Here is a 26,384-nt window from a genome sequence, read left to right as displayed (position 1 = left end):
AAGCACCCCGGTCATAGACGGTACTGGCCGGCCTCAGCGCGCCGCAACCACCTTGAGGCCGGGCAGCAGCGCCGCGCCACCGCGCGGGCTGCGCACCGGATTGATCTGGTACAGACCGCGGCGCTCCTGGTTGGGCCTGAACGCGTCGGTGATGCCGACGACCGATTCGGCGGCTCCCAGCAACAGCGTGCCGTCCGGCTCCATCAACTTGGCCATCCGCTCGAAGATCGAGGCCTTGGTATCCTGGTCGAAATAGATCAGCACGTTGCGGCAGAAGATGATGTCGAACTTGCCGAGATGCGAGAAGTCCTGCAGCAGATTGAGCTGGCGGTGCTGGACCATGCCGCGAATGTCGGCGCTGAGCTGCCAGAGCTCGCCGAGCTGCGTGAAATATTTCACCAGCAGCTGGATCGGCAATCCACGCTGCACCTCGAACTGGCTGTAGAGGCCGGCCTTCGATTTCTCCAGCACCTCCTGCGACAGGTCGGTGGCGACGATCTCGATGCGCCAGCCGGCCAGCGCCGCGCCATGCTCCCGCAGGCACATCGCGATTGAATACGGCTCCTGTCCGGTCGAGCAGGCGGCCGACCAGATGCGCAGGGAACGACGATTGGCGCGCGACTGGATCAGCGCCGGCAGGATGCCCTCGCGGAGATGATCGAACGGAATCTTGTCGCGAAAGAAGAACGTCTCGTTGGTGGTCATCGCCTCGACCACCTGCGTCGTGAGCTGCTCCGCGCCGCTCTTGATCTTCTGCACCAGCTCCGTGATGCCCGGCAGGTTGGAGCGGCGGGCCAGCGGCAGCAGCCGGCTTTCGACCAGGTACTGCTTGTCGGCCGACAGATCGAGGCCGGAGCGATCCTTCAGGACCTTACGCAAGAACTCATAGTCCAGGGGTGTCACGAACGGTCTCCAGCAAACAGACGAACCAGCTTCGGTCCAATCTGATTCAAGGGAAGGACGGCCGCGCAGATGCCGGCATTGGCGGCTGCGCCCGGCATGCCCCAGACCACGCTGGTCGCCTCGTCCTGCGCGATCACGCTGCCGCCGGCGGCGACGATGTCCTTGCCGCCGCGCATGCCGTCGGATCCCATGCCGGTGAGGATCACGGCCAGGGTCGAGCCCTGCCAGACCTCGATCGCCGACATGAACAAGGGATCGACGGCGGGCTTGCAGAAATTGACCGGAGGACCGTTGTCGAGCGCGATCACCACGTCGGCGCCATGGCGCGCCACACGCATGTGGCGGCCGCCGGGGGCAAGGTAGATCTGACCCGGCTTCACCACTTCACCGTCGACGGCCTCGTGGGCCGGCCGGCGGCTCGAGCGCGCCAGATGCTCGGCGAGGATGGTGGTGAAGGTCGGCGGCATGTGCTGGGTGATCAGCACCGGAAAGCGGTCGATCACGGGACCGAGCTCGGTCACCAGCGACATCAGCGCCTGCGGGCCGCCGGTCGACGATCCGATCAGCAGCACCTTCGGCATCTGCGAGCTGAAGGAGCGGCGCGCCAGTGGGGTCGGCACGGCGGGCGCCACGGGGGCGACCATCGGCCGCGCCGTTGGCGCAGGCCGGAGCCCCTGGACCTGCGGAACGATCGGCGAGGCTGCCGGCGCATGCGGAGCGGGAGCGGCGCGGCGCGCCTTGGCGCCGAGATTGCGGATCTTCTGAATCAGATCGTAGTGGAAATTGTCGGCCGCCGAGGCCTCGCGCGTGCTCTCGGGCTTCGGGATGTAGTCGGCCGCGCCGAGCGACAGCGCCTTGAAGCTGATCTCCGCGTTGCGGCGGGTCAGCGTCGACGCCATGATGACGGCGAGGTTCTTCTTCTTGGCAAGCAGCTTCGGCAGGGCGGCGATGCCGTCGAGCTCGGGCATTTCGATGTCGAGCACGGCGACGTCGGGATTGACGCGATCGATCTGGTTCACGGCTTCGAGGCCGGTGCGCAGCGACGCCGCCACGACCATGTCGGGCTCAGACGCGATCCAACGCGAGATCATGCCGCGGATGACCACGGAATCGTCCACGACCATCACCCGGAGAGGTTCCTGCCTGGTCGAACTTGGGATCGAAGAACTGGCCAACGCGACGCTCATAGTTCACCAACAGGACAGAGGCACGGGGTGACGGCAAGCCCGGATGACCACGGGACCGACGCACGCGACGGAGATCAGATCAGCCCGACTTCCTGAAACTTCGCGGTCACGATGTCCTTGTCGAAGGGCTTCATGATGTACTCGTTGGCCCCGGCGTGCAGCGCGCGCGCGATGTGCGCGACATCGTTCTCGGTCGTGCAGAACACCACCTTCGGCGCGTCGCCGCCCGGCATGCGCCGGAGGTTGCCGAGGAACTCGTAGCCGTCCATGACGGGCATGTTCCAGTCGAGCAGCACCGCATCCGGGAGGCCCCGCTTGCAGATCTCCAGCGCCTGCTCGCCGTCCTCCGCTTCCACGATCTGGAAATCCAGACCTTCCAGAATGCGGCGCGCCACCTTTCGAATGACGCTGGAATCGTCAACTACCAGACAAGTTCTCATTTCAGCCTCACGAGATCAGGGTCCAATGCAACGACGCCTGATGCGCCGCTGCCCTCACGTTGCAGTGTTCAGGCCGCCATCTTGTCGGCGGCGAGCTCGAGCACGCGATCGACGTCGAGAATGACCATCAGCTGGCCGTCGAGGCGGTGCACGCCGCCGGCAAGCTTCGCCATGCGCGGGTCGAGGTTGACGGGGTTCTCCTCCCGGCCCTCCTCGGGCAGCCGCAGCACCTCGCCGATCTGGTCGATCAGGAGACCATAGGACTCGCCGCGCAGATCGACGCCGACCGCCATCGGCGGCTTGCCGTCCTCGGCGCGGGCAAGGCCGAGCCGCGCCCGCATGTCGACGACGGTCACGATGCGGCCGCGCAGGTTCAGGACGCCTGCGATCTCCGCCGATGACAGCGGCACCCGCGTCACCCGCTCCGGCATGAACACGTCCTGGACCCGGGAGATCGGCAGGCCGAACAGCTGGCCGCCGATCATCGCGGTGACGTATTCGACGGCGGCGCCCTCGGTGGTTTCGATCTTGCTGCTCATCGCACGCTACTCCTGTCCGCTTGCTGTCACGCGGCCCGCCGGTTGGCTTCGGCGCGGGCCCGTTCCTCGATCTGTTCCTTCAGCGCCGCGATCAGGCCGGGCCGGTCGAACTTGGCGATGTAGTCGTAGAGCCCCGCCTGGCGGCCGCGCTCGATCGCCGCCGGCGACACCAGCGACGACACCGCGATGACCGGCATCTGGTTCAGGTTCTGGTCGGCGCGGATCGCCTCGGTGAACTCGAAGCCGTTCATCTCCGGCATCTCGATGTCGGTGACGACGATGTCGAAGCTGTGCCCGGAGCGCAGCGTGGCCAGGCCCTCGAGCGCCGAGGCCGCGGTACGCACCTTGTAGCCGGCCGACTTCAACACCGGCGCCAGCATGTTGCGGAAGAACGGCGAGTCGTCGACCAGCAGCACCGACTGCGTCTGCGACTCGGTGGCCATCTCCTTGCGGATGAACCAGTCGGCGAACGCCATCGGCAGGAAGTGGCCGACGTCGATCACCTCGGTCGCCTGGCCCTTGATCACCGCCGAGCCGAGGATGCCGTCCTTGGCGCCGGAGACCTGGATGTTGAGCCGCTCCTCGACGATGTCGATGATCTCGTCGACCACGAGGCCCATCGCGCGGGTCTCGTCGGCGAACACCAGGATCGGCTGCGAGCCCGACGTCTGCACCGACACGCCTTCCATCTGCACCAAGGGCATCAGCTGGTCGCGGTACTGCACCATGTAGCGGCCGTTGGAGATCTCGATCTTGTCGGCCGCGATCTCCTCGAGCCGCGTGACCAGCGCCAGCGGCACCGCCTTGGGCTGCGCCGTGCCGGCGCGGAACACCAGCAGCGAGGTGAGCTGCTCGCCGCCGATGGCGTGATGCGCGGCGTGCTCGTCGGACACCGCCTGCGAGGCCGAGCCGGCGGCGCCGAGCGCTTTCGCAATGCCGTTCGGATCGATGATCATGATCACGGCGCCGTCGCCCAGGATGGTGTTGCCCGAGAACATGTCGATGTGACGCAGCTTGGTCGACATCGGCTTGACCACGATTTCCTCGGTGTGGAACACGCAGTCCACCACGATGCCGAAGGTCTGGTTGCCGACCTGCGTCACCACGATGAAGCCGTTCTCCGGATCGGTCGACGAGCCGTCGTCGATCTTCAGGAGCTTCTTCAGATGCATCAGCGGCAAGAGCTTGTTGCGCAGGCGCAAGACCGCGGTGTCCTTGATGCGCTCGATGCGGTGCTCGGAGTTGGCGCGCGCGCGCACCAGCTCGACGACCGACAATTGCGGGATCGCGAAGCGGTCGCCGCCGGCTTCGACGATCAGCGCCGAGACGATCGCGAGCGTCAGCGGGATCTTGATGGTGACCGAGGTGCCCTCGCCGACCACCGACTTGATGTCGATGGTGCCGCCGATCTGGTCGATGTTGGTGCGCACCACGTCCATGCCGACGCCGCGGCCCGAGACCGAGGTGACGGCGGCCGCGGTCGAGAAGCCCGGCTCGAAGATGAACTTGTGGATCTGCGCTTCGGTCATCTTCTCGAGCTCGGCCTCGGTGACGAGGCCGTTCGCCAGGGCCTTGGCCTTGATGCGCTCGGTGTTGAGGCCGCGGCCGTTGTCGGCGATGCAGATGATGATATGGCCGCCTTCATGATAGGCGGAGAGCCGGATGGTGCCCTGCTCGGCCTTGCCGGCCGCGGCGCGCTCGGCCATCGTCTCCAGGCCGTGATCGGCGGAGTTGCGCACCATGTGGGTGAGCGGATCCTTGATCAGGTCGAGCACCTGGCGGTCGAGCTCGGTGTCGGCGCCGTGCATCTCGAGCTCGATCTGCTTGCCGAGTTCGGTCGCGAGATCGCGGACGATGCGCGGCAGCTTCTGCCAGGCATTGCCGATCGGCTGCATGCGCGTCTTCATGACGCCCTCCTGCAGCTCGGCGGTGACGTTGGACAGCCGCTGCAGCGGCACCTTGAACTCGGTGTCCTCGTTGCGGCGGGCGATCTCTAGCAGCTGGTTGCGCGTCAGCACCAGCTCGGAGACCATCGTCATCAGATGTTCGAGCGTGTCGACGTTGACGCGGATCGACTGGTTGGCGACCTTGTCGTTCTCGTGCACCTCGCCGTCGGCATTGGCCTTCGGCCGCGCCGCCTTCTTCGGCTCGGCCTTCTCTGCCTCCGCCTTGGCAGGCCCGGCCTTGGCGACCGGCGCCGGGGCAGCGGCTTTGGGCTCAGGCGCCTTCTCATGCGCGGGCGGCATCTCGATCGCGGTCTCGCGGAAGGCGCGCTCGAGCTCGTCGAGCGACACTTCGCCCGGACGCAGCGGACGCTCCAGCGTCTGGTCGATCAAGGAGCCCTGCGTCACCGCGGGCTTGGGCGGCGGTTCGGGCGCCGCGGGCGCGAGCGGGGGCGCGGCCTCGCCGGCGGCCATCGCGGCCATGCCGCGCTCGACCATGGCTTCGAGCTCGCTGATGAGGTCGCGGTCCTCGCCCTCCGGCTCGGCCTCGTTGGCCTCGAGCTGTCCCAGGATGTCCTTGATGCGGTCGATGGTGGTGAGGATCAGCGTCACGGCCTCGCCGGTGACCGGCATGCCGTCGCGGAATTTGCCCATCAGGGTTTCGGCGGCATGCGCCAGCGCCTCGAGCCGCGGCAGGCCGAGGAAACCGCAGGTCCCCTTGATCGTGTGCACCAGCCGGAAGATGTTATCGAGGATCTTGGCGTTGTTCGGCTCCTGCTCGAACCGCACCAATTGATTGTCGACGGTATCCAGGCTCTCGCTGGTCTCCGTCAGGAACTCACGCAACAGGTCATCCATGAAACTGGCCTTCGCACGCAACGGAACGCGACATGACGCGCCCTTCAAACCGTGGCCAGTTTCGGTGCAAAGCGTTTAATATTAGTTGAGTAAGCGCAAATGAACGGACTCAACAAAGAGATAAGATGCATCCGGACGAATTCGGACACATCGGCAAGGCTTGATTAACCGTGGTGAACGGATTCTTGCGCCTGTCCCACGACAAGAGGTCGCAGCACCGGCGCGGCAGGACGTCCGCCCGATCAGGCCGCCTGCACGACCATCGCATTGCCGTCGGCGGTGAGCGTCACCTTGAGGCCGCAGGCATCGGCGAGCAGACGGGTGTAGTAGGGCTGCACCGCGTGGGCATCGATGGTCGATTGCAGGTCGCCACCGAGCAGATTGACGATGTTCTGCGGCAGCCGGGCATTGAGCCCGGTGGCGGCGACGCGGAAGCTCATGGTCTCGCCATCGCCGATCGGGTCGACGGTCAGCATGCCGCCGCGCGGGATCGTCTGCTGCGCCACCACCATCATGTTGAGCAGCAGCTTGACCCGGTTCTTGGGCAACAGCAGCCGCGGCAGATTCCAGGTGATCGAGGTCTTGGCGTCCTCGATGTGGCCGCGCGCCATGGTCTGGGCGTCGCCGAGATCGATCTGCGCGCCCGCCGAGCCGGCCGCACCAAAGGCGAGGCGGCAGAATTGCAGCCGGGCCGACGCCGTCTTGGCGCTCTTGCGGATCAGCTCCAGCGCGAAGTCGCGATCCTCCGGCTTCGGATTGTCGTCGAGCACCTCGAGCCCATTGACGATGGCGCCGACCGGACTAATCAGGTCGTGGCAGACCTTCGAGCAGAGCAGAGCGGCAAGTTCGAGCGTATCGGGAGCGGGAATCGGATTGGCGATCTCGGGAGAGGACGTGCCGGACATTCGATGTTCCTGAAATCCGCGAACCTGGGCGAATCATGCTTGCGTTAACGCTTGATACACTGCGAAAGCAGGGACCGCCACCGGACTGAGCGCGGGACACGGGAAAGTACGTAGCGGTCTTCCCGGCAGCCGCGGCTCAACGACCATGCGAACGGCCGTACCCGGATGCGCCGGGCGCCAGAACAGGGATACGATGATGCAAGCTGCGTACGGACCGGCCGGAAGGAGCACCGCGCAATGACGACGGCACCGACTGCAGGAACCGTCGAGGTCGAGGCCGCCGCGGCGCTGATGGCGCCCCTGACGGAGCTCGTCGTCGAGGCGGCCCACGCGATCCTCGCCGTCAACCGCCGCGCCATGGCCGTCACCGACAAGTCCGACGGCTCGCCGGTCACCGAGGCCGATCTTGCCGCCGACCGGGTCATTGCCGAGGGGCTGGCCCGGCTGGCGCCGGCGATTCCCGCGCTGTCGGAGGAGCGGGTCGGAGCCAGCGCAGGACCGTTCAAGGGCAGCTTCTTCCTGATCGATCCGCTCGACGGCACCAAGGAGTTCGTCGCCGGGCGCGGCGAGTTCACGGTCAATCTGGCGCTGGTCACCGGCGGCAGCCCGCTGCTCGGCATCGTCTGCGCGCCGGCCATCGGCCAGATCTGGCGCGGGCTGGTCGGCCGTGGCGCCGAGCGGCTGTCGTTCACGGAGGCGGGTCTGGCGGCCGCCGAGCCGATCCGCACCCGGCCGATGCCGCCGCAAGGCGCGGCATGGGTCGCCGCGGTCAGCCGGTCGCATGGCGATGCCCGCACCGAAGCCTTCATTGCGGCGCGACCGGGCGCCGTGCGCCTGCCGCTCGGCTCGGCCGTGAAGTTCGGCCGGCTCGCCGAAGGTCTGGCCGACATCTATCCGCGGCTCGGCCCGACGTCGGAATGGGACGTGGCGGCAGGCCATGCCGTGGTCGTAGCCGCCGGCGGCACCGTCACCAGCGAGACCGGCGCGCCGTTGCGCTATGGCGAGCGCCCCGACGGCTTCATCGTGCCGTCCTTCATCGCCTGGGGCGACCCGGCTGCGGTGAAGGTGTGAGACAGCCCTGCCGCGCTATTGCGGCAGGTCGTCCTCGAGCGCCGGCCAACGGGCCTCCGCACGCGGCAGATAGCGGCCCGGGTCGGCCGCGAAAGCGTCGCGGCTCTCCTCACGGTTGAACAGGAACAGCCGTTCCTCGACCACGACGAAGAAGCGCGGGTTGCCGGCCACCGTCACGCCGCGGGCCACGTCGGTCGGGTCGTAGCCGCCGAATTGCGGGCCGTAGACCTCCGGATGGGCCAGGAACGAGGCGCGATTGCCCTCGTTGCGAAACCGCCAGACCACCCCGCCCTGGGACGCCTCGAAATCCGGCAGCCCCGGCATGGCCTTGCCATCCACGAAATAGGAAACAGGATCGAAGCCGTCGATCGCCAGCCCGCTGAAGCGGTCGGAGATGATGCGCTGCGTCGTGGCCGCCGGCGCGCCGACCGGCGGCAGCGCGGCGAGCGTGATGGCGGCAATTACAAGGCGAAACAGCGACTTTGACCCGGTCTGGGGCGGTTGTTGCCGTTGTGCGGTCATAGTTGGTGCCGATAACATGGGAGTCGCAGGGGCATCGCCCCTCGCCCGACAATCGCCCGATGTGGTTGGCGTCAGGTTAAGGCGAGGCTCGGGCAGCCGATAGCAGGGGATTTCCATCGATGAGTTTCGCATCCCGCCTTGCCGCCACGACGCTCGCGGCCGTGCTGGCCATGACCGCGTCGGTCGCCGCGCAGCAGGCGCCCCCGCCTGCCGCGCCGCCCTACCAGGCCGCGCCGCCGTATCAGCAGCCCGCACCGCCGCCGCGCCCTGCGCCCGGCCCGGACAGCTTCAATCCGGACGAGCTGGTCAATGCCGGCCACCGCTTCTTCGGCAACGTCTCGCGTGGCCTCGCCTCGGTGATCGAGCGCGCCGTCAGCCAATGGGGCCTGCCGAATGGCTACATCCTAGGTGAGGAAGGTGCCGGGGCCTTCGTCGCCGGTCTCCGTTACGGCGAAGGCACGCTCTACACCAAGAACGCCGGCGACCTCCGCGTCTACTGGCAGGGCCCCTCGCTGGGCTTCGACTGGGGCGGCGACGGCGCCCGCACCATGACCTTGGTCTACAATCTGCCGGCCACCAGCGCGATCTATCAGCGCTTCGTCGGCATCGACGGCTCGGCCTACATCGTCGGCGGCTTCGGCATGACGGCGCTGACCGCCAACAACATCGTGCTGGTGCCGATCAGGTCCGGCATCGGCCTGCGGCTCGGCGCCAATGTCGGCTACCTCAAGTTCACGCCGAGCGCGACCTGGAACCCGTTCTGACGGCGCTGGCTGATACCGCCAGGACACGTTCTCCCGTGACGGATCAAGGTTAACACGGCATTGGGCTGGCAATGAATCAGCCCGCCGTGCATTGTGATTCCGTTAATCATTTCGGATCGGGAGTTGTGCGTCATGGTCGAGCCGATCATGTATTTTGCGATCGGTTTTCTGATCGCCATGCTCTGTGCCCTCATGGTCGTGCCGCTGGTGCACAATCGTGCGGTGCGGCTGACGACGCGACGGCTCGAGGCGGCGACGCCGCTGTCGATGGCCGAGATCCAGGCCGACAAGGACCAGCTGCGCGCGGAGTTCGCGATGTCGGCGCGGCGGCTGGAGATGAGCGTCGACGCGCTCAAGAACAAGGCCACCGGCCAGCTCGCCGACCTCGGCAAGAAGACCGACGCCATCAACCGCATGAAGATCGAGCTCGGCGAGAAGAACGCCGCGATCTTCGCCCTCGAGGCGCGCGAGAAGGCGCTCAAGGACCAGCTCCGCGCCACCGAGGAAGAATTCGCCGCCAAGACCGAGGCGCTGCGCGCCGCCGAGCAGGCGCTGAAGGAGAAGCAGGCCGAGCAGGTCCGCCTCACCGCCGAGCTCAACGACAAGGCGCTGCTGGCCGACAGCCGGCAGGTCGAGCTGGTGTCGGTCAGGACCCAGGTCGAGGAGCTGCGCAGCCGCGTCTCCGACGCCGAGAAGGAATTCTCCGCGACCCAGGCCCGCCTGGCGCTGGAGCGCGACGAATCCGACACCGCGACCAAGGCGCTCAACGACGCCCGCGCGCGGGTCGAGAATCTCAGCCAGCGCGTCACCGAGCTCGACCGCCAGCTGATCGTGCAGGTCAAGGAAGCCGAGATGCTGGCGACGCGCGTCGCCGACCTCGAAAGCCGGCTGTCGACCCAGGGCAAGCTGCTCGCCGAGCGCGATTTCGAGAACAACCAGTTGCGCGAGGCCAACGTGGCCGCCGACCGCGCCCTGAAGGAGCTGCGCGAGGAGCTGGCCGGCATGGGCAGCGGCAAGTCGGCCGCGTTCGAGCGGCTCAAATCCGAGAAGGCCACCCTCGAACAGCAGCTGCAGGCCGCCCGCGACGAGCGCACCAAGCTGCAGCGAGAGATGAACGCCATCCAGCAGCAGGCCGAGAGCACCTGGGCCCAGGAGCGGATGGAGAACGCGCTGCTGCGCGAGCGCATCAACGACATCGCCGCCGAGGTCGCCAAGCTCGCGATGCAGATCGAGGGCCCGAACTCGACCATCGAGGCCATGCTCGCCGCCGAACCGGCCCCCGCCAAGCCCGCCAACGCCAATGGCGTCGCCGCGGCGCCGGCTGCTGCGGCCGGCGGCGTGCCCCAGGGCGGCACCCTGGCCGACCGCATCCGCGCGCTGCAGTCGCACGCCTCGCGGGCAAGGCAGATCGGGGCCTGAGAACGGGCCAGCGGGGCGCGGAGTGCGCGGCGGATCTGCCCCTCAGTTCAGCATGGAAGCCGGCACGCCATGGGGCCGGTTTCGGCCCCGATCGAGGACAGCCCGGCGCGCACCAGCAGTTTTCCTCGCCATCTCCGCCGCAAATCCTTGACACCCCCTGCCCGCGCTTCGTAAATCGCGGGCTCCGACGGACTGCTTCGGGCGCCTCGCTGGCTCACAGCCACGACCGCCATCGGCAACCGGGCGCATAGCTCAGCGGGAGAGCGTTCCCTTCACACGGGAGAGGTCCAAGGTTCGATCCCTTGTGCGCCCACCATTTGCCGTCGCCATCCTTTTCCTGTGATGCGACCCCTTGGGCTCGTCTGGCCTGTCGTCATGCCTCGGGCGACGCGATGGTCACGCAGGATTGAGCGGGATCAACGACTGCGTCGGCGCCTGTCCTATGTTAGCTGTCTCGCTCTGCGACCGGAAAGGTAACTCCATCTCGATGCGGCTCGTCCGTACCATCCTGGCGTTCGCGATTGCCCTGTCCGTGGCGATGCTGCCGATCGGCGCATCGGCGGCTGCGATTGCGTCGTCGGACGAGATGCAGACAAGCCTGCAGATGGACGACGGGGCCGGCATGTCGATGGACGAATGCTGTCCCGACGACATGAAGGGCACCGGTTCTCCTTCGCACACCTACAAGTGCGGCATGGGTTTCTGCTGCGCGGGCGGGACGGTTGCGCTCGGCGATGTCAGGGCCGTTGCCTTCGCGCCCCTCGCCGTGAGCGCGATCACGATCGCCATTCCCGCCGATCAGGTCGCTTCTCTTCACAGCGGCAGCCCTCCGTTCCGACCTCCTCGAATCTGATCTCGCACGAGCCGATGCGCGCCCTGCATGCGCGCCGATGACTGACGTGCGCGCCGCGGGCGCCACGGCCGAGATCCATTCATGAGGACAGGACCATGCTTTCCGGAATCAGCACCGCGGCGCTTGCCGCCACCCTTTCGCTCGCCGCATCGGCCGCCGTCGCCGGCGCCGCCGACTACAGTTTCGAGCCCGTCACCGCCGAGATGAAGAAGGGCGACGACGTCACGGTCGCCGTTCGTCTCACCCACAAGCAGACCGGCAAGGCCGTAACCGACGCGGTCATCTTCAAGACCCGCGTCGACATGGCGCCCGACGGGATGGCCGACATGGTGTCGGAGGTGGCGCCGCTGCCCTCCAAGGAGCCCGGCGTCTACGCCTTCAAGACCGACCTGCCGATGGCCGGGCGCTACCAGGTCACACTCTCCGCCAAGGTGCAGGGCGAGCCGGAGACGGTCACCGGCAAGGTCATCGTCAAGGCGACCAAGTGAGCCTGCGGGGCGCTCCCCGACGGGCGCCCCACCCTTCCAATGGATAGCGCGCGCCAGCGCGCCTGATGCCATGACCATTTTTCGCCTGCTCGCGACCGTCACACTCGGCGCCGGAATTAGTATGGCCGGTCTCTGGTCGATCGAGAGCTCGCTCCCGTCGCTTCGCACGCATCTCGCAGCGGCGGCGGCAGAGCGAATGCCGCTGTACTACCGCGATCCCAGCGGCGCCCCTGCCTGGTCGGCGGGCTCCAGGAAAGACGATCGCGGGCGGGACTACCTGCCGGTCTACGACGACGATCAGGCCGCGCCGGAGCCGGCCAAGCCGAAGCAGCAGGCCGACTCCTCGCGCCGGATTCTCTACTACCGCAATCCGATGGGCCTGCCGGACACGTCCCCTTCCCCGAAGAAGGACCCGATGGGGATGGACTACGTGCCCGTGTACGAAGGCGACGATGCCGAGGATGGCGTGGTCAAGCTGTCGCCCGGCAAGATCCAGCGAACGGGCGTGAGATCCGCGTCGGTCGAGCGGCGCACGCTTCGCATCGCGGTCAAGGCGCCGGGTACGATCCAGCTCGACGAGCGGCGCGTCTCGGTGATCGCGATGCGGGCAGAGAGCTTCGTACAGAAGGTCACCGACGTCACCACGGGCACGCGCGTGAAGGCCGGCCAGCCGCTGATGGAGATCTACAGTTCGGCGATCGCTGCCGCCGCAGCCGAATATCTCTCGACGATCAACTCGAACCTCGTCGGCGGCAATGCAGTCTACGGACGCGGCTCGCGCCAGCGCCTGACCAATCTCGATGTCCCGGAGCCGGTGATCACCGCCATGGAGAAGTCGCGCATCGCACCGGTCACGGTGCAATGGTCGGCGCCCCGCGACGGCATCGTGCTCGAGCGCAACGCGATCGAAGGCATGCGCGCCAATCCGGGCGACGTGCTGTTCCGGATCGCCGACATATCCGTGGTGTGGGCGCTCGTCGACGTGGCCGAACGCGACCTCGGCAACATCGCGGTGGGTCAGCCCGTGACCATCCGCGCGCGCAGCTTCCCGGGCCGGACCTTCGCCGGATCCATCGCGGTGATCTATCCCCAGGTGAACAAGGACACGCGTACCGTGCGGGTGCGGATCGAGCTCACCAACCACGACCTCGCGCTGCTGCCGGACATGTATGTCGACGCCGAGATCGACACCGCGGATCCGGCGCCGCTGTTGGCCGTGCCGGCCGATGCCGTGCTCGACACCGGCAGCCGCCAGGCTGTCCTGATCGACAAGGGCGACGGTCGCTACGAGCCGCGCGCCGTGAGGCTCGGCCGCCGCGATGCCAGCTATGTCGAGGTGCGCGACGGCCTGTCGGATGGCGAGGCGGTCGTGACCTCCGCCAACTTCCTGATCGACGCCGAAAGCAACCTGAAGGCCGCGCTGAAGAGCTTCGCGGACGCCGACGGAGCGCAATCCGCCGGCGGCGACCACGCCGGCATGGGAGAGCACAAATGATCGCCCGCGTCATCGCCTGGTCGGCACGCAACCTGCTGCTGGTCCTGTTCGGCACCGGATTCGCCGCCGCGGCCGGCTTCTACGCGCTCATTCACCTCCCGCTCGACGCGATCCCCGATCTGTCGGACACCCAGGTGATCGTCTACACCGAATATTCCGGTCAGGCGCCTCAAGTCATCGAGGACCAGGTCACCTATCCCCTCACGACCGCCATGCTCACAGTGCCGAAATCGAAGGTCGTGCGCGGCTTCTCGTTCTTCGGCGTGTCGTTCGTCTACGTCATCTTCGAGGACGGCACCGACATCTACTGGGCGCGCTCGCGCGTGATGGAGTTCCTGAACGGCGCCGCCTCGCGGCTTCCGGCGGGGGTCACGCCGACGATCGGGCCGGACGCGACCGGCGTCGGCTGGGTCTATCAATACGCCGTCATGTCGAAGGAGCTGAATCTCGCCGACACCCGCACGATCCAGGACTGGAACCTGAAGTTCGCGCTCGCCAAGGCCGAGGGTGTCGCCGAGGTCGCGAGCATCGGCGGCTTCGTCAAGCAGTACAATGTGGTGCTCGATCCGCAGCGCATGCGCGACCGCGGCATCTCCTTGCAGAAGATCCGCGATGCGATCCGCGCCAGCAACGCCGATGTCGGCGGCCGCACCGTCGAGCTGTCCGAGTTCGAATATGTCATCCGCGGCAAGGGCTATCTGCAGAGCATCAACGATCTCGGCAACATCGTGCTCAAAAGCTCCGGCGGCACGCCCGTGCTGCTGCGCGACGTCGCCAATGTCGAGCTCGGGCCCGACGAGCGGCGGGGCATTGCCGAGCTCAATGGCGAGGGCGAGGTGGCCAGCGGCATCGTGCTGCAGCGCTTCGGCGTCAATGCGCTCGACGTGATCGAGAACGTCAAGAAACGCTTCAGGGACATCGCGAGCAGCCTGCCCAAATCGGTCGAGATCGTTCCGGTCTATGACCGCTCGAACCTGATCTATGCCGCGATCGACACGCTCAAGCACACGCTGCTCGAGGAGAGCATCGTCGTTGCCTTGGTCTGCATCGTGTTTCTGCTGCATGTGCGCAGCGCCCTGGTCGCGATCCTGATGTTGCCGGTCGGCGTGCTGATGGCGTTCGGCGCAATGAAGCTGCTCGGGCTCGGCTCGAACATCATGAGCCTGGGGGGCATCGCAATTGCGATCGGCGCCATGGTGGATGCCGCGATCGTCATGATCGAGAACGCCCACAAGCATCTGGAGCGCGCCGAGCCCGACGCATCACGCGTCCAGATCCTGATCGACGCGGCCGCGGAGGTCGGTCCCGCCCTGTTCTTCAGCCTGCTGATCATCACCGTGTCGTTCATGCCGATCTTCACGCTGGAGTCGCAGGAAGGCCGCCTGTTCAGCCCGCTCGCCTTCACCAAGACGTTCTCGATGGCGGCAGCGGCGCTGCTCTCGGTGACGCTGGTGCCGGCGCTGATGGTGATCTTCGTCCGCGGCAGGATCATTCCCGAGCATCGCAACATCATCAACCGCTTCCTGATCTGGATCTACCGTCCGGTCATCAAGGGCGTGCTGCAAGCGAAAACGCTCGTGATCCTCGCAGCCATGGTCGTTCTTGCCGTCTCCATCTGGCCGGCGCGCCAGCTCGGCACCGAGTTCATGCCGAGCCTGAACGAGGGCACGCTGCTCTACATGCCGACCACCCTGCCCGGCATCTCCGTGACCAAGGCGGCAGAGCTGATGCAGATGCAGGACCGGATCATCAAGTCGTTCCCGGAGGTCGCCTCGGTTTATGGCAAGGCCGGACGCGCGGCGACCGCCACCGACCCTGCGCCGACCGAGATGTTCGAGACGGTCGTCAACCTCAAGCCGAGGGAGCAGTGGCGTCCCGGCGTCACCATCGACGGCCTCGTTGCCGAGATGGACAGGGCGCTGCAATTCCCTGGCGTCTCCAACGCCTGGACGATGCCGATCAAGGCGCGCATCGACATGCTCTCGACCGGCATCCGCACGCCGATCGGCGTCAAGGTGATGGGCACGGACCTCGCCGAGATCGATCGTCTGGCCAAGCAGATCGAGCGGGTGATCAAGACCGTTCCCGGAACCTCCTCGGCCTATGCCGAGCGCGGCATCGGCGGCTATTACCTCGAGATCACGCCCGATCGCGAGGCTCTCGCCCGCTACGGCCTCCTGGTCCAGGACGTTCAGGATACGATCGCAGCGGCCCTCGGCGGCCAGACGATCACCACGACCGTCGAGGGCCGCCAGCGCTTCAGCGTGAACATGCGCTATCCGCGCGATCTCCGCGACAATCCGAAGGCCATCGCCAGCGAGGTGCTGGTGCCGATGCCGTCCGGCGGCGCCGTGCCGCTCGGCGAGGTCGCGAAGGTCGAGCCGGCCAGGGGTCCCACGTCGATCCGGACCGAGAACGGACAGCTCGCGACATACATCTATGTCGACATCCGTGACCGCGACATCGGCAGCTACGTCGCCGACGCGCAGCGCGCCGTCACCGAGAACATTCAGTTCCCGGCCGGGTACTACGTGGTCTGGAGCGGGCAGTATGAGTATCTCCAGCGCGCGGCGGCCCGGCTTAAGATCGTCATCCCTGTCACGCTCACCATCATCTTCCTGCTGCTGTATCTGAATTTCAGGGCCATGACCGAAACCCTGATCGTGATGCTGTCGCTGCCGTTTGCGCTGGTGGGCGGCATCTGGATGATGTGGTGGCTCGGCTTCAACCTGTCGGTCGCCGTCGCCGTCGGCTTCATTGCGCTGGCCGGCGTCGCCGCCGAGACCGGCGTCGTGATGCTGATCTATCTCGATCACGCGTTGGCCGAGATGAAGGCCAGGTGTGCTGCCGAAGGTCGCCCCCTGAACCGCCAGGATCTCCAGGACGCGATCATGGAGGGCGCGGTCGACCGCGTGCGCCCGAAGATGATGACCGTCGTCGCCATCATGGCGGGTCTCTTGCCGATCATGTGGAGCACCGGCACGGGGTCGGAGATCATGCAGCGCATCGCCGTGCCGATGATCGGCGGCATGATTTCGTCGACCCTTCTCACCCTGATCGTGATTCCGGCCATCTTCGGCCTGGTCAAGGGACACAGCCTGTCGACCAGAACAGGGACGGCGGCAGGCGCCCCAAGCGAGTCGCAGGACGTGCCGAGGGCCGCTTGACCACACCGACGGCGCCAACAAACGATCGTCACCCCTGAGCCCGCCGACCGTTGATGTGGATCAACCTGAATGGCCCACGTCTGGCCATTGTTGATCGCCCCCTGAAGGAGGACTTGGTCATGCAAAAACTGCCCCTGGCTTTTCTGTTGGCGTTTTCGGCTTTGGCGCATCCCGCCTTTGCTCAATCCTCTACTGACCATTCGGCCCATCATCCTGATCAGAAGGAAGCGCCAGCAACGGATGCCGGCAAATCGGCCAGCGGGGCGAGTTCGTCACAGACCATGATCGGCGGCGGCATGATGAAGATGATGGACGGCATGCCGATGTCCAACATGATGCCGATGATGTCCGGCATGACGCGGCCGTCCGACGATTGTATGGGCGGCATGGAGGTGCTCGATCATGTGGAGGGACGAATCGCGTTCCTGCGGGCGGAGCTCAAGATCACGGACGCCCAGATGCCGGCATGGAACAGTTTCGCCGACGCGTTTCGCGCGCGTGCGAAGACACTCGGCGATCTCAGGACTGCGATGATGTCGCAGGCCGGCTCGGAGACGGTGCTCGACCAGCTGACCGCACAGGAAAAATCGCTATCGGCTCGCCTCGACGCCACGCGAGCGATCAAGACCACCCTGAGCGACCTCGTCGCAACGTTTTCCGACGAGCAGCGAAAGGCGGCCGACGAACTGCTCGCGCCCAATCTCGGCATGATGCCGATGCGGATGCAGGGCGGGCGAATGAGCTCGATGCGGATGCAGCGGGGCCACTAGCAGTCGTCATCCATCCTATCGACTGATGTTCCTATCTTGCTGAAGAAAATCTTCCGTGATCCAGCCGGAGCCGTACTGGAGGACAGGATGGCTTTGGCACCGTCACCACATCCTGAACGCCCGACCGCCATTCCCCAAGTACAATCACGTTTAGCGCACCTTCGACACACATCGGGGCTCCTAGGACCTTGCTCAACAAGGCGACGTTGTCCTGAGCCACTACAACGGGCACTTCCACCGCCGGAACCACGCGGATTTCTTCTTTGGCTGCGCTGGTCACGAACGCAAACGCGGCGAACGCTAGCCCAACTATAGGCGTAATCCAGAAAGTCTCCAGTGTGAGCTGTCGGAATAGGAGCCGTTGCAGTTCCAAATTGGCTGTTGACTGTACTAATTTCCTAAGTGCTACCACAGCCCGCTTTTGGTCTGGTGAGCGGGGCGATCCATCACTGTTTGTGTCCGCACGCACATAATCCCGAAAGCCTTGCAATCCCGTTATCGAAAGCCGCTCTAGCAGTGGCGCCGCGCTGCGCTCTATCTGCATCTTCCAGCGATGCGGCAGTTCCTTGCCATCGGCGAAGTCCTCTAGGGTGAGATTGGGCGGTACGATGACTTTGAGCGAAGAGGCGAATAGACATCCTAGTGCGATGAATCCAGCCATAGCAGCGGATATTGCGACTAAGAGCTGCCAACCGAATCCCAGTGTCCCCAAAGAGGAGAGAGACGTTCCCGCTATGACGCCAGCAGCGGCAACAGCGATACCGCCAATGATCCACTTCGCTGTATCCCGCAACGAGATAGCGTTGGACTCAACGCGCCTACCAGTTTCATTTACGCGCTCTTCGACGTCCTCAAGTCCGATCGGATTCTCGCGCAAGCGCGTGTCACTCATGCTTTCTTCTCTACATCCTCAGGCACCATGACAACGTGAGCATCCACCTCAGGGTGGTCGCGAAGCGCAATTTCTATATCCTCAACCCCTATCGTTGCATCCTTGTCAGCTTTTGATCGAACCCCAAGTACAAATCGCGGTTTGACTTCCGTAATGTTCTCTATTGAACGCGATAATTCTGCAACGGAAGGAACAAGATTTCGGAACGTCCCAACGTTGCAAAAGAGATGAATCCGCGGGTCCTTGGTTATTGCGTCGAATATGCCCATGATAACCTTGTCTCCCGCCGGAGCGACTTGCTCCACGTAACGCTTCTCCAGACAGACCTTGAACTTTCCTTCGTTCGGTATTTCGAAAATATTTTCGTTGTCTAGTTTGAATCGCTTGGGCCGACCACGATCAGCCGCTAGCTCTACCTTCACTTGCTCATCCGTGGCATGTTCTAAGACGGGCGACACTTGCAGCAGATGTTTCCGCTTCTTCGCCATGGTTCACCTTCCTCGTAAACTCATCGCAAGATAGATTAATTACATAAAAGCATCTATTGATTGCATATCCAAACGCAGTCTACTTATGGTCACATGATAGTGATTTTAAGTTGGGATATCTTAGATGGGTCAAGGCAGCCGCGGCGCGAATGACTACGCTTCGCTATAGCGTTGAGACCAGACAGCCGTGGCGGCTCTCAGAGCGGCAACCCAACGAAGTACCGAAGGCGGCCGGTGTTGTTGGCGACCACCAAGCCGCCGACCAGCGCAATGAGGCCCACGTGGCGTAGAGCGGCTTATCCGTTACGCTCATTGTGCCTCTCCGTTTTGAGCTAGTACCCACTTTCCTTAGGAAGTGAGTCGTGATTCAACATTGAGGAGATACCCGAAGCAGGAGAAGTCCGCCCGTCGCTGAAAGATCGCGAGGCGCTTGAGAAACGTTGCCGCTCGCCGGTGACGCTTCAACGCGATTTGAAGAGAGCAAAGATCATTCTGCTGGCAGCGGCCGGGCGCAGCACCCGGTCGATCGCCAAGGAGGTTGGGGTTCAGCCACGGATCGTCAGCCTTTGGCGGCATCGCTATGCGCGATCATGGGCTTGACGGCCTGCAAAGCAAGCCGCTGCCGGGCAAGCAGCGGATCTACACGACGGTCACCGACAAGCAGATTTTCAAGTTGCTCGATAGGTCGCCTTCCGCCGGGTACGGGCGCTGGACCGGACCGCTGCTGGCCCGGGAACTTGGCGATGTTGATATCCGATATGTCTGGCGATTCTTGCGCAGCGACAAGATTGATCTCGCCGTTCGCAAGTCTTGCGTGCGAGAGTGACGATCCCCAGTTTGCGGCCAAAGCGGCCGATGTGGTCGGCCTTTATGCGGCCCCGCCCGAAAGGCGATCGTTCTGTGCGTGGACGAAAGACCGTCGATCTAGGCCCTGGAGCGAGCGCAGGGATATCTGAAACTGCCCAACTGCAAATCTCTGACCGGGCAAAGCCACGACTACATACGGCACAGCACGACCACGCTGTTTGCTGCACTGGAGGTCGCCACCGAGATAGTCCTTGCGACACATTCGAAACGGCGTCGCAGGGTCGAGCTTCTCGACTTCATGGATCGGCTCAAGGCGCATCCCAACGTGAAATTTCACTTCACGCCCACGAGTGCGTCATGGCTCAACCAGGTCGAGGTGTGGTTTCGATCTTACAGGAGCAGTCGTTGAGCGGCGCCTCATTCACGAGTCTCAAGCAGCACATCGGTGCCTATGTCAAAGCCTACAATGACAGAGCTGAGCCCTTCGTCTGAACCAAGAAAAAGGTCCGTCAACGCCCCTTCAAAGGCCAGCCTATCACTCGCTTATGATTCCCGGCACTAGAATGCGATACGCTCCCCGAAGCCGTCGGCTCTGCCTGGCAGTCCTCAATCAGAACGGGGGATCCTCACCTTGCTTGAGCCGCACCGCTCGTGGGTCCCGTGCAACGACCGGCACGACGGGGCCGACCGACGTGGGAGGTTGACCTATATAGGGTACCCCCCTATATTATCTCGATGTCGCATACCATCAAGCACAAGTCCAAGCTTCTCGCGCGCGTCCGGCGCATCAAGGGCCAGATCGACGCGGTGGAGCGCGCGCTCGAGGCGGAGCTCGGCTGCGCCGACGTGCTGATGCTCGTTGCGTCGGTCCGGGGCGCCATCGGAGGCCTGACCACCGAGCTGCTGGAAGATCACATCCGGCACCATGTCGTCGACCCCGCGCACGAAAGCGATCCCGATAGGGCCAAGGGTGCCGCCGACCTGATCGAGGTCGTGCGGACCTATCTGAAGTGAGACTGTCATGACCGATCTGTCCCAACTGCTCCAGCAAGGCAGCGCGCATGCGTGGCTGTTCGTGCCCAGCGCGATTGCCCTGGGTGCGCTGCATGGCCTGGAGCCCGGCCATTCCAAGACCATGATGGCCGCCTTCATCGTCGCGATCCGCGGCACCGTCCTGCAGGCCGTTCTGCTCGGCCTCTCAGCGACCATCTCCCACACCGCGATCGTATGGGTGGTCGCACTCGCCGGCCTTCACTTCGGCCAGGAGCTCTCGGGCGCGCGCAGCGAAGCCTTTTTGCAACTGATCTCGGCCGTCATCATCATCGGCATCGCGGCCTGGATGGTCTGGCGCACCTGGCGCGACCAGAATGGGCACCATGACCATCATCATCACGACGGGCCGCGATCGGTCGCGCTCGCGGGCCACGCGCTGTCGGTCGAGATCTTCGAAGACGGCGTGCCGCCGCGTTGGCGGATCCGGGACGAGACCGCACTCCCGGCCGCCGACACGCTCCACGTCACGACCGTCCGCGACGACGGCCGCGAGCAGCGGTTCAGCTTCCGGACCAGCGGCGACGTCCTGGAGAGCATCGAGGAGATCCCGGAGCCGCACGCCTTCAAGGCACGCATCACGCTTGCCGGGGACTCCGTGGAGATGCTGTTCGAGGAGCACACGCACGATCACATGGACCTCGGCGACGAGGACGATGCCCATGCGCGCGCCCACGCCGACGACATTCGCAGGCGCTTCGCCGGCCGTACGGTCACGACCGCACAGATCGTCCTGTTCGGACTGAGCGGCGGCCTGATCCCTTGCCCCGCCGCCATCACGGTCCTGCTGTTGTGCATTCAACTGAAGCAGTTCAGCCTAGGCTTCGTCCTGGTGCTGTGCTTCGGCATCGGCCTGGCCATCACCATGGTGTCCGCCGGCGTGCTCGCCGCACTCAGCCTTCGGCATGTCGAGCGCCACTGGTCCGGCTTCAGCCGCTTCGCGCACCGAGCGCCCTATCTCTCGGCTGCTCTGATCGTGCTGGTCGGGACCTATACGGGTTGGCTGGGCCTGCACGAACTGATGATCTGAAGCGGAGGCGCTCCGGTGGGCGGGCCCGAGCAGCACGTTCGCAGCGGGTCCAATTGCGCCAAGGACATGCCCTGAGCGCAAGCCTCTCAGCGCATCGCGAAGAGCTCCTGGTGGAATCGCTCTCTGATAGGAAAGTCTTGCGCACCGAAATCTCGCCTGAGAGCCTCGCCGAAGGCGGTCGGACCGCAGAACCAGATGCTTGCGTTTTGCCAGTCCGGCACCGCCCGGCGAACACGGTCGCCCGTCAGTCGTCCGTCGCGGGCGTCGATGAGAACGTGCAGGCGGACATTGGCTGAACGCGCGTCCGCAGCGAGCTTTCCCAAGGCCTCCTCGTCGACATCCGCCGTGGTGTGAAACAAGTCCACCCTCGCGACAGGGAAATCGGGGCTCCCCTTCCGCATCGCCAGCTCTTTCATGCGGGCGACAAAAGGCGTGATACCGATGCCACCGCCGATCCAGATCTGGTGTGTGCAATCGTCGTCGAAGGTGAAGCAGCCATAGGGGCCTTCGACCTTCACCTCCTGCCCGACATGGAGCTTCTCCCGCAACTGGCTCGTATGGTCCCCGAGCTCCTTGGTGATGAAGGTGATCCTGGGGTCCTCAGCGTTCCAGCCGGACGCAATTGTGTAGGGATGGGCGCCCTCGGAGACGTCCGACGTGGCAAAGGCGAACTGGCCCGGCTTGTGCCCGGGCCAGCCATGGGACACCTCGATTTCGGTCTCCATGGCTCTGACGCCGGGATAGTATTTGAGCGACGTGATCCTGCCTTTGACCTGCCGCCCGGCGCCGACGCGTTGCAGCAGCGTAATCGCGGCCGCCCACGTCCCGCAGGCAAGCATCGCCGCCATGGTCAAGCCGAGCGGCGACATCCAGTAGCTGAACTTTGTCAGCGTGACCGCATGAAAGACCAACACCAGGTACGCCAGGGCGAGAAGCCGATGTGTCTTGTAGAACAGCCGATACGGGAAGGACTGAACGAGCGCCAAGGCAATCAGCACCACCGTGCCGTAAAAGGCCCACTCGCCGAGCCCCTCGGCCGATCCATGCAGGCTCGCAAACAGAGACTCGACGGGATTCGCGATGGGCGGCCTTGCCCCACGCTCCGGCCGCGCCAGCAGACCCCAGCCGACCGCCCATTTCGGACCGTTGGCCCAGAGCCAGTGGACGATGGCGGTCACAAGGGCCGCGATGCCGAACCATTTGTGCAGGCGGTACATCTTGTCGAGGCCGCCCAGCCATGCCTCCGGCCAGCGCGGTCGCAATGCGAGGATCATCGCCATGCTCATGCAACCGATTGCCAGGACTCCACTCAGCTGCACCATCCTTTCACGGAGTGGAAAGAAGGCGCCCGGTCCAAATGGATCTGGTTCCGCAACCAGCCACAGCAGCGAGAGAACCGCCAGGGTCCCCCAAAATGCTCGCTTGAGATTTTGCATGCGGGCTTCTCTCACGACGACATCGACGCAATCCTGGACTGATTAAGCGGCGCAGCCTTGAGCTGGCTCAAGGCTGATCGTCATGAGCTGCAAGCCAACTTCAACAGGGCTCGCAGGGTGTTCTCGTTCAGTTAGTTTGGCTGATGACCGTTGATAGCTGATCCGGAAGGCCTCGAGGCAGCGCCCGAGCTTGGCGAGAATGCCGATGCCTGATCGTGGGCTCGAGCAACCTCGGCCGGGATCTCGGCTGCGACGTCGCGCTGCAGGCAGAACTGATCGACGATCCATAGCAGCGCCATGGCCGCTTCGGGCTGGCGAGACTGCGCCGTCCGCAAGGGCGCGAGCGTCGGCACCGCCATGTCACGGCGCTCCGCCTGAGCGTCAGCGAGAGCGCGGTGCGCGAACCTCGCGATCTCCTTGGAAGAGAGAACCGGGCGCTAAACCTTTTGGCATGACATTCATTCCCATGACGCCACGAGGCCACCGCATCGCGATGCGAGCCCGGAGCCCGCAGCCGCAGGTGGAGGCTGCTGCGTAGATGCACTCGGCCAAATTGGCCTCGCTCACCCGCGCATGGGCTCCCTGCGCCCGGCACAATCGTCACAGAATGCCCTCGGCGCTGCCCGTGCCGCCGGTCAAGTCGGCTTTTGCGGGGCGGAACTCTCACGTTTTCCTGATTCCTGCGTCAGAACGCCGCGGATCGAATTCGCCTATGGTCCGGCGCGTTTCCAACCCACGGAGGTTTTCCGCATGCGTAAACTGATCATCGCCACCGCCGCCCTCGCGTTCGTCTCGTCGGCCGCTCTTGCCCAGTCCACGGAGAAGCCGATGACGACCACCGGCCAGTCGGCGAAGAGCGGCGACGCCATGGGCGGGGGCGACACCATGAAGATGAGCAAGACGAAGAAGAAGTCGGCCAAGAAGACGTCCGGCGACGGCATGTCGAAGTAGATCCAGCGCGGGCGTGCCTCAAGGGGCACGCCCGGCGCTGCCAGTGGCTCGGACCGGTCGGTCCCGGTCCCGTCTGGAGAGCGCAATCGCGTCTGATCTCTTCTTCCCGCGCCTCATGGACGCGCCGCTGGCGGCGCCTCTCACGATGCGGGTCTCAGCGCCCGTGATCTGACGTGTCTATGCGGCCGCCAGCCCCATCTGCTGCAATCGCCCCGCGAACCAGGCCGACAGGACCTGGTCGATTCGGGCCCCGACATAGACCTCCGGCGTGATCACGTGGCGGCGGTCGAGAATCACCAGCACGCCGATCCAATAGGCAAACCACAGATGCGGGTCGGTCAGCGCCATCAGCTTGTGGCGGTCGTGCGCCAATGGCTGGTGGTTGCCGGCCTTGCGGACCTCGATCGCCAGCAGATTGTCGGGCACGGCGCGCTTGTGCACGACGATGTCGGGGTAGATCGATTTTCCCAGCTCGTCGTCGGTCGAGACGATGGTGCCGCGCGGGAGCAGCATGGCGCGGTCGCCGAGCCGGTTGTAGTCGCAATCGACGTCCCAGCCGAGGAAGTTGCGCTCCAGATGCACCGAGAGCCGGTGCGTCAAAGCGCGCTCACCGAGATCGCGGTCGAGGATGAAGCGCTCGCGCGCATAGAACTCCTGCAACGCGGAGATCAGCCGGTTCAATTCGCTGTGCATGCCGCCCAAACAAAACAAACGATGGAGACGTCACCATCAACACGCGATCGTGCTGAGTCGCCAACCACATAAATGCTGACATGACGCTGCCATCAACCGGCGGCCGATTTGCGGCCGCCGGGTTGCGGGCGGAGGAACCTACATCTGCACTTCGATCAGGCGCGGACCGTATTCGGCGTTCGCCTCGGCCAGCGCGGCATTGAACTCGTCGGCCGAGGTGACGGCGCGGCCGGGAACGCCCATGCCCTTGGCCATGGCGACGAAGTCGAGCGTCGGGCGGTCGATCTTGAGCATGTCCTGGGCGCGCTGGCCCGGCTCGCCGGCGCCGACGCCGTCGAACTCGCCGCGCAGGATCTGATAGATCCTGTTGGCGAACACCACCGTGACGACGTTGAGGTTCTCGCGCGCCTGGGTCCACAGCGACTGGATCGTGTACATGGCGCTGCCGTCGCCGACGAGGCACATCACCTTGCGATCCGGGCAGGCCACCGCGGCGCCGGTCGCCACGGGGGTCGAGAAGCCGATCGAGCCGCCCATGTTCTGCAGCCAGTCATGCGGCTTGGCGGCCGCCGTCGGCGGGAAGAAGCCGCGACCCGTGGTGATGGATTCGTCGACCACGATCGCGTTCTCCGGAATCGCATAGGCGATCGCCTGCGCGATGGTGGCGTGGTTGAGCGCCCCGGTGGGCTTGATCAGCTCGGCGAGCGGCTGCGGCTTGACGTCCGCGGCCTTGGCGCCGAGATGGCCGGCGAGCGCCTCGAGCGCGGCGGCCGAGTTCTCGCCCCACGCCGTCATGCGGTGGACCTCGGTACCCTCGGCCTTCAGCATGCTCGGCTTGTTCGGATAGGCAAAGAAGGCGACGGGGTCGTTGGCCTCGACCAGCACGATGTGCTTGTAGTTCTTCAGGATCGGCAGCGCCTGCTCGATCACGTAAGGAATGCGGTCGATCGAGAACCGGCCGGCGCCGCGCGCCATGCGCGGGTGATAGGTCTGGCCCATCACCCGGCAGCCGGTCTTGCCGGCAATCTGCTGGGCGAAGGTCAGCGCCTGCTCGGTCAGCGCCCCCGCCGTCATCAGCACCAGGGTCTCCGGACCATGGGCATGCAGGATCTTCGCGGCCTTCTCGACCGCCTCAGCCGAATAGCTCGGGCGCTGCGTCTCGGCGGGAACCTGGGCGATGCCCTCGGCCTCGTTCCAGGCGGTGTCGGCGGGCAGGATCAGGGTCGCGATCTGCGGCGGCGCGCTCTTGGCGGCGGCGATCGCCGCGGCGCCGTCGCCGGCCACGGCCTTGGCGCTCGGCGAGGTCCGCACCCAGTCCGACATCGGCCGCGCCAGGCCTTCGATATCCGAGGTCAGCGGCGCGTTGAAGCCGATGTGGTAGGTGGCGTGCTGGCCGACGATGTTGACGATGCCCGAGCGGGCCTTCTTGGCGTTGTGCAAATTGGCAAGGCCGTTGGCGAGCCCGGGGCCGAGATGGAGAAGCGTCGAGGCCGGCGTGCCCTTCATGCGGAAATAGCCGTCGGCGGCGCCGGTGACCACGCCCTCGAACAGGCCGAGCACGCAGCGCATGCCCTCGACACGGTCGAGCGCGGCGACGAAGTGCATCTCGGACGTGCCCGGATTGGTAAAGCAGACGTCAACGCCCCCCGCGACCAGGGTCCGCACCAGGCTTTCCGCACCGTTCATCCTATTCTCCTGCTGATTCCGCGCGCC

The 26,384-nt window shown here is 65.2% G+C and carries 24 protein-coding genes, 1 tRNA gene and 1 pseudogene; 13 read left to right on the top strand and 13 right to left on the bottom strand.

All coding sequences use genetic code 11. The annotated features are described in order from the left end of the window. Positions 1 to 33: 33 nt before the first annotated feature. From QW845_RS19730 to chpT, 6 genes are all read right to left on the bottom strand, one after another. On the bottom strand, positions 34 to 903 hold the full coding sequence (locus tag QW845_RS19730; RefSeq protein ID WP_315803217.1) for a protein-glutamate O-methyltransferase CheR: 870 nt from the start codon (positions 901 to 903) through the stop codon (positions 34 to 36). After that, positions 900 to 2,090, bottom strand: coding sequence for a chemotaxis response regulator protein-glutamate methylesterase (locus QW845_RS19725; RefSeq protein ID WP_315803216.1), 1,191 nt, complete (start codon positions 2,088 to 2,090; stop codon positions 900 to 902). The genes QW845_RS19730 and QW845_RS19725 overlap by 4 nt, the downstream gene beginning before the upstream one ends. A gap of 74 nt (positions 2,091 to 2,164) precedes the next feature. Further along, entirely contained in the window at positions 2,165 to 2,530 is a 366-nt protein-coding gene (locus QW845_RS19720; RefSeq protein WP_006613312.1) for a PleD family two-component system response regulator, read from the bottom strand. A 68-nt stretch (positions 2,531 to 2,598) separates the two neighbouring features. Continuing rightward, entirely contained in the window at positions 2,599 to 3,069 is a 471-nt protein-coding gene (locus QW845_RS19715; protein WP_315714012.1) for a chemotaxis protein CheW, read from the bottom strand. A gap of 26 nt (positions 3,070 to 3,095) precedes the next feature. Continuing rightward, positions 3,096 to 5,870 (bottom strand): hybrid sensor histidine kinase/response regulator, encoded by a 2,775-nt coding sequence (locus QW845_RS19710; protein WP_315800635.1) that lies wholly within the window; start codon positions 5,868 to 5,870, stop codon positions 3,096 to 3,098. A 242-nt stretch (positions 5,871 to 6,112) separates the two neighbouring features. Then, positions 6,113 to 6,775 carry a histidine phosphotransferase ChpT gene (chpT, locus tag QW845_RS19705; protein WP_315752676.1) on the bottom strand — a complete coding sequence of 221 codons (663 nt, stop codon included), beginning with the start codon at positions 6,773 to 6,775 and terminating at the stop codon, positions 6,113 to 6,115. Positions 6,776 to 7,012: 237 nt separating this feature from the next. On the opposite strand from chpT, the gene cysQ reads away from it, so the two are divergent. Beyond that, positions 7,013 to 7,846, top strand: a complete 834-nt coding sequence (cysQ, locus tag QW845_RS19700) for a 3'(2'),5'-bisphosphate nucleotidase CysQ (RefSeq protein ID WP_315803215.1) — start codon at positions 7,013 to 7,015, stop codon at positions 7,844 to 7,846. A 15-nt stretch (positions 7,847 to 7,861) separates the two neighbouring features. On the opposite strand, the gene QW845_RS19695 is transcribed toward cysQ, so the two are convergent. Next, entirely contained in the window at positions 7,862 to 8,368 is a 507-nt protein-coding gene (locus QW845_RS19695; RefSeq protein ID WP_315803214.1) for a YHS domain-containing (seleno)protein, read from the bottom strand. Positions 8,369 to 8,487: 119 nt separating this feature from the next. On the opposite strand from QW845_RS19695, the gene QW845_RS19690 reads away from it, so the two are divergent. The 8 genes from QW845_RS19690 (at position 8,488) to QW845_RS19655 (ending at position 17,324) form a co-directional block, all read left to right on the top strand. Further along, positions 8,488 to 9,132: a DUF1134 domain-containing protein gene (locus QW845_RS19690; RefSeq protein ID WP_315803213.1), complete on the top strand. Its 645-nt coding sequence runs from the start codon at positions 8,488 to 8,490 to the stop codon at positions 9,130 to 9,132. A 132-nt stretch (positions 9,133 to 9,264) separates the two neighbouring features. Next, positions 9,265 to 10,551: a hypothetical protein gene (locus QW845_RS19685; RefSeq protein ID WP_315803212.1), complete on the top strand. Its 1,287-nt coding sequence runs from the start codon at positions 9,265 to 9,267 to the stop codon at positions 10,549 to 10,551. A gap of 241 nt (positions 10,552 to 10,792) precedes the next feature. Beyond that, positions 10,793 to 10,867 (top strand) — tRNA-Val (locus tag QW845_RS19680). Positions 10,868 to 11,038: 171 nt separating this feature from the next. Next, a complete protein-coding gene (locus tag QW845_RS19675) occupies positions 11,039 to 11,404 on the top strand; it encodes a hypothetical protein (protein ID WP_315803490.1) in 366 nt (121 codons plus the stop codon). A gap of 95 nt (positions 11,405 to 11,499) precedes the next feature. Continuing rightward, positions 11,500 to 11,892: a FixH family protein gene (locus QW845_RS19670; protein ID WP_315803211.1), complete on the top strand. Its 393-nt coding sequence runs from the start codon at positions 11,500 to 11,502 to the stop codon at positions 11,890 to 11,892. Between the two features lie 70 nt (positions 11,893 to 11,962). Continuing rightward, positions 11,963 to 13,387 carry an efflux RND transporter periplasmic adaptor subunit gene (locus QW845_RS19665; protein WP_315803210.1) on the top strand — a complete coding sequence of 475 codons (1,425 nt, stop codon included), beginning with the start codon at positions 11,963 to 11,965 and terminating at the stop codon, positions 13,385 to 13,387. Then, entirely contained in the window at positions 13,384 to 16,554 is a 3,171-nt protein-coding gene (locus QW845_RS19660) for an efflux RND transporter permease subunit (protein WP_315803209.1), read from the top strand. The genes QW845_RS19665 and QW845_RS19660 overlap by 4 nt, the downstream gene beginning before the upstream one ends. 53 nt (positions 16,555 to 16,607) lie before the next feature. After that, on the top strand, positions 16,608 to 17,324 hold the full coding sequence (locus QW845_RS19655; RefSeq protein WP_315803208.1) for a Spy/CpxP family protein refolding chaperone: 717 nt from the start codon (positions 16,608 to 16,610) through the stop codon (positions 17,322 to 17,324). A 31-nt stretch (positions 17,325 to 17,355) separates the two neighbouring features. On the opposite strand, the gene QW845_RS19650 is transcribed toward QW845_RS19655, so the two are convergent. Continuing rightward, positions 17,356 to 18,216, bottom strand: coding sequence for a hypothetical protein (locus tag QW845_RS19650; protein ID WP_315803207.1), 861 nt, complete (start codon positions 18,214 to 18,216; stop codon positions 17,356 to 17,358). After that, positions 18,213 to 18,704: a hypothetical protein gene (locus tag QW845_RS19645; protein WP_315803206.1), complete on the bottom strand. Its 492-nt coding sequence runs from the start codon at positions 18,702 to 18,704 to the stop codon at positions 18,213 to 18,215. The genes QW845_RS19650 and QW845_RS19645 overlap by 4 nt, the downstream gene beginning before the upstream one ends. Positions 18,705 to 19,085: 381 nt before the next feature. Here QW845_RS19645 and QW845_RS19640 point away from each other — a divergent pair. The 3 genes and pseudogenes from QW845_RS19640 to QW845_RS19630 all read left to right on the top strand — a co-directional run bounded on the left by QW845_RS19640 (position 19,086) and on the right by QW845_RS19630 (position 21,591). After that, positions 19,086 to 20,003, top strand: a pseudogene (locus tag QW845_RS19640) (IS630 family transposase). Positions 20,004 to 20,246: 243 nt separating this feature from the next. Then, a complete protein-coding gene (locus QW845_RS19635; protein ID WP_315803205.1) occupies positions 20,247 to 20,525 on the top strand; it encodes a metal/formaldehyde-sensitive transcriptional repressor in 279 nt (92 codons plus the stop codon). A gap of 7 nt (positions 20,526 to 20,532) precedes the next feature. Then, entirely contained in the window at positions 20,533 to 21,591 is a 1,059-nt protein-coding gene (locus QW845_RS19630) for a nickel/cobalt efflux transporter (protein WP_315803204.1), read from the top strand. Between the two features lie 86 nt (positions 21,592 to 21,677). Here QW845_RS19630 and QW845_RS19625 read toward each other — a convergent pair whose 3' ends face one another. Then, a complete protein-coding gene (locus QW845_RS19625; RefSeq protein WP_315803203.1) occupies positions 21,678 to 23,027 on the bottom strand; it encodes a ferric reductase-like transmembrane domain-containing protein in 1,350 nt (449 codons plus the stop codon). A gap of 131 nt (positions 23,028 to 23,158) precedes the next feature. After that, the gene (locus tag QW845_RS19620; RefSeq protein ID WP_315803202.1) at positions 23,159 to 23,386 is read right to left on the bottom strand and encodes a hypothetical protein; all 228 of its coding nucleotides are present in this window, start codon (positions 23,384 to 23,386) and stop codon (positions 23,159 to 23,161) included. A gap of 391 nt (positions 23,387 to 23,777) precedes the next feature. On the opposite strand from QW845_RS19620, the gene QW845_RS19615 reads away from it, so the two are divergent. Further along, positions 23,778 to 23,978, top strand: a complete 201-nt coding sequence (locus tag QW845_RS19615; RefSeq protein ID WP_315803201.1) for a hypothetical protein — start codon at positions 23,778 to 23,780, stop codon at positions 23,976 to 23,978. A 177-nt stretch (positions 23,979 to 24,155) separates the two neighbouring features. Here the strand turns inward: QW845_RS19615 and QW845_RS19610 are convergent, their stop codons facing one another. Beyond that, positions 24,156 to 24,671, bottom strand: coding sequence for a hypothetical protein (locus QW845_RS19610; RefSeq protein WP_315803200.1), 516 nt, complete (start codon positions 24,669 to 24,671; stop codon positions 24,156 to 24,158). Between the two features lie 138 nt (positions 24,672 to 24,809). Continuing rightward, positions 24,810 to 26,357: an acetolactate synthase large subunit gene (locus QW845_RS19605; RefSeq protein WP_315803199.1), complete on the bottom strand. Its 1,548-nt coding sequence runs from the start codon at positions 26,355 to 26,357 to the stop codon at positions 24,810 to 24,812. Positions 26,358 to 26,384 lie beyond the last annotated feature (27 nt).

Source organism: Bradyrhizobium sp. SZCCHNS3002 (assembly GCF_032377435.1).
GTDB lineage: Bacteria > Pseudomonadota > Alphaproteobacteria > Rhizobiales > Xanthobacteraceae > Bradyrhizobium.
Note: the sequence above shows the minus strand (reverse complement) of the source record. Positions and strands in the feature narration are given on the sequence as shown.

Excerpts from the sequence above, each read along its gene's own strand:
- QW845_RS19690 (WP_315803213.1), top strand. The coding sequence starts at position 8,488 with ATGAGTTTCGCATCCCGCCTTGCCGCCACGACGCTCGCGGCCGTGCTG.
- chpT (WP_315752676.1), bottom strand. The coding sequence starts at position 6,775 with ATGTCCGGCACGTCCTCTCCCGAGATCGCCAATCCGATTCCCGCTCCC.
- QW845_RS19725 (WP_315803216.1), bottom strand. The coding sequence starts at position 2,090 with ATGAGCGTCGCGTTGGCCAGTTCTTCGATCCCAAGTTCGACCAGGCAG.
- QW845_RS19615 (WP_315803201.1), top strand. The coding sequence starts at position 23,778 with ATGCGTAAACTGATCATCGCCACCGCCGCCCTCGCGTTCGTCTCGTCG.
- QW845_RS19635 (WP_315803205.1), top strand. The coding sequence starts at position 20,247 with ATGTCGCATACCATCAAGCACAAGTCCAAGCTTCTCGCGCGCGTCCGG.
- QW845_RS19670 (WP_315803211.1), top strand. The coding sequence starts at position 11,500 with ATGCTTTCCGGAATCAGCACCGCGGCGCTTGCCGCCACCCTTTCGCTC.
- QW845_RS19630 (WP_315803204.1), top strand. The coding sequence starts at position 20,533 with ATGACCGATCTGTCCCAACTGCTCCAGCAAGGCAGCGCGCATGCGTGG.
- QW845_RS19605 (WP_315803199.1), bottom strand. The coding sequence starts at position 26,357 with ATGAACGGTGCGGAAAGCCTGGTGCGGACCCTGGTCGCGGGGGGCGTT.
- QW845_RS19645 (WP_315803206.1), bottom strand. The coding sequence starts at position 18,704 with ATGGCGAAGAAGCGGAAACATCTGCTGCAAGTGTCGCCCGTCTTAGAA.
- QW845_RS19650 (WP_315803207.1), bottom strand. The coding sequence starts at position 18,216 with ATGAGTGACACGCGCTTGCGCGAGAATCCGATCGGACTTGAGGACGTC.
- QW845_RS19610 (WP_315803200.1), bottom strand. The coding sequence starts at position 24,671 with ATGCACAGCGAATTGAACCGGCTGATCTCCGCGTTGCAGGAGTTCTAT.
- cysQ (WP_315803215.1), top strand. The coding sequence starts at position 7,013 with ATGACGACGGCACCGACTGCAGGAACCGTCGAGGTCGAGGCCGCCGCG.
- QW845_RS19710 (WP_315800635.1), bottom strand. The coding sequence starts at position 5,870 with ATGGATGACCTGTTGCGTGAGTTCCTGACGGAGACCAGCGAGAGCCTG.
- QW845_RS19675 (WP_315803490.1), top strand. The coding sequence starts at position 11,039 with ATGCGGCTCGTCCGTACCATCCTGGCGTTCGCGATTGCCCTGTCCGTG.
- QW845_RS19620 (WP_315803202.1), bottom strand. The coding sequence starts at position 23,386 with ATGGCGGTGCCGACGCTCGCGCCCTTGCGGACGGCGCAGTCTCGCCAG.
- QW845_RS19715 (WP_315714012.1), bottom strand. The coding sequence starts at position 3,069 with ATGAGCAGCAAGATCGAAACCACCGAGGGCGCCGCCGTCGAATACGTC.
- QW845_RS19660 (WP_315803209.1), top strand. The coding sequence starts at position 13,384 with ATGATCGCCCGCGTCATCGCCTGGTCGGCACGCAACCTGCTGCTGGTC.
- QW845_RS19625 (WP_315803203.1), bottom strand. The coding sequence starts at position 23,027 with ATGCAAAATCTCAAGCGAGCATTTTGGGGGACCCTGGCGGTTCTCTCG.
- QW845_RS19695 (WP_315803214.1), bottom strand. The coding sequence starts at position 8,368 with ATGACCGCACAACGGCAACAACCGCCCCAGACCGGGTCAAAGTCGCTG.
- QW845_RS19655 (WP_315803208.1), top strand. The coding sequence starts at position 16,608 with ATGTGGATCAACCTGAATGGCCCACGTCTGGCCATTGTTGATCGCCCC.
- QW845_RS19665 (WP_315803210.1), top strand. The coding sequence starts at position 11,963 with ATGACCATTTTTCGCCTGCTCGCGACCGTCACACTCGGCGCCGGAATT.
- QW845_RS19720 (WP_006613312.1), bottom strand. The coding sequence starts at position 2,530 with ATGAGAACTTGTCTGGTAGTTGACGATTCCAGCGTCATTCGAAAGGTG.
- QW845_RS19685 (WP_315803212.1), top strand. The coding sequence starts at position 9,265 with ATGGTCGAGCCGATCATGTATTTTGCGATCGGTTTTCTGATCGCCATG.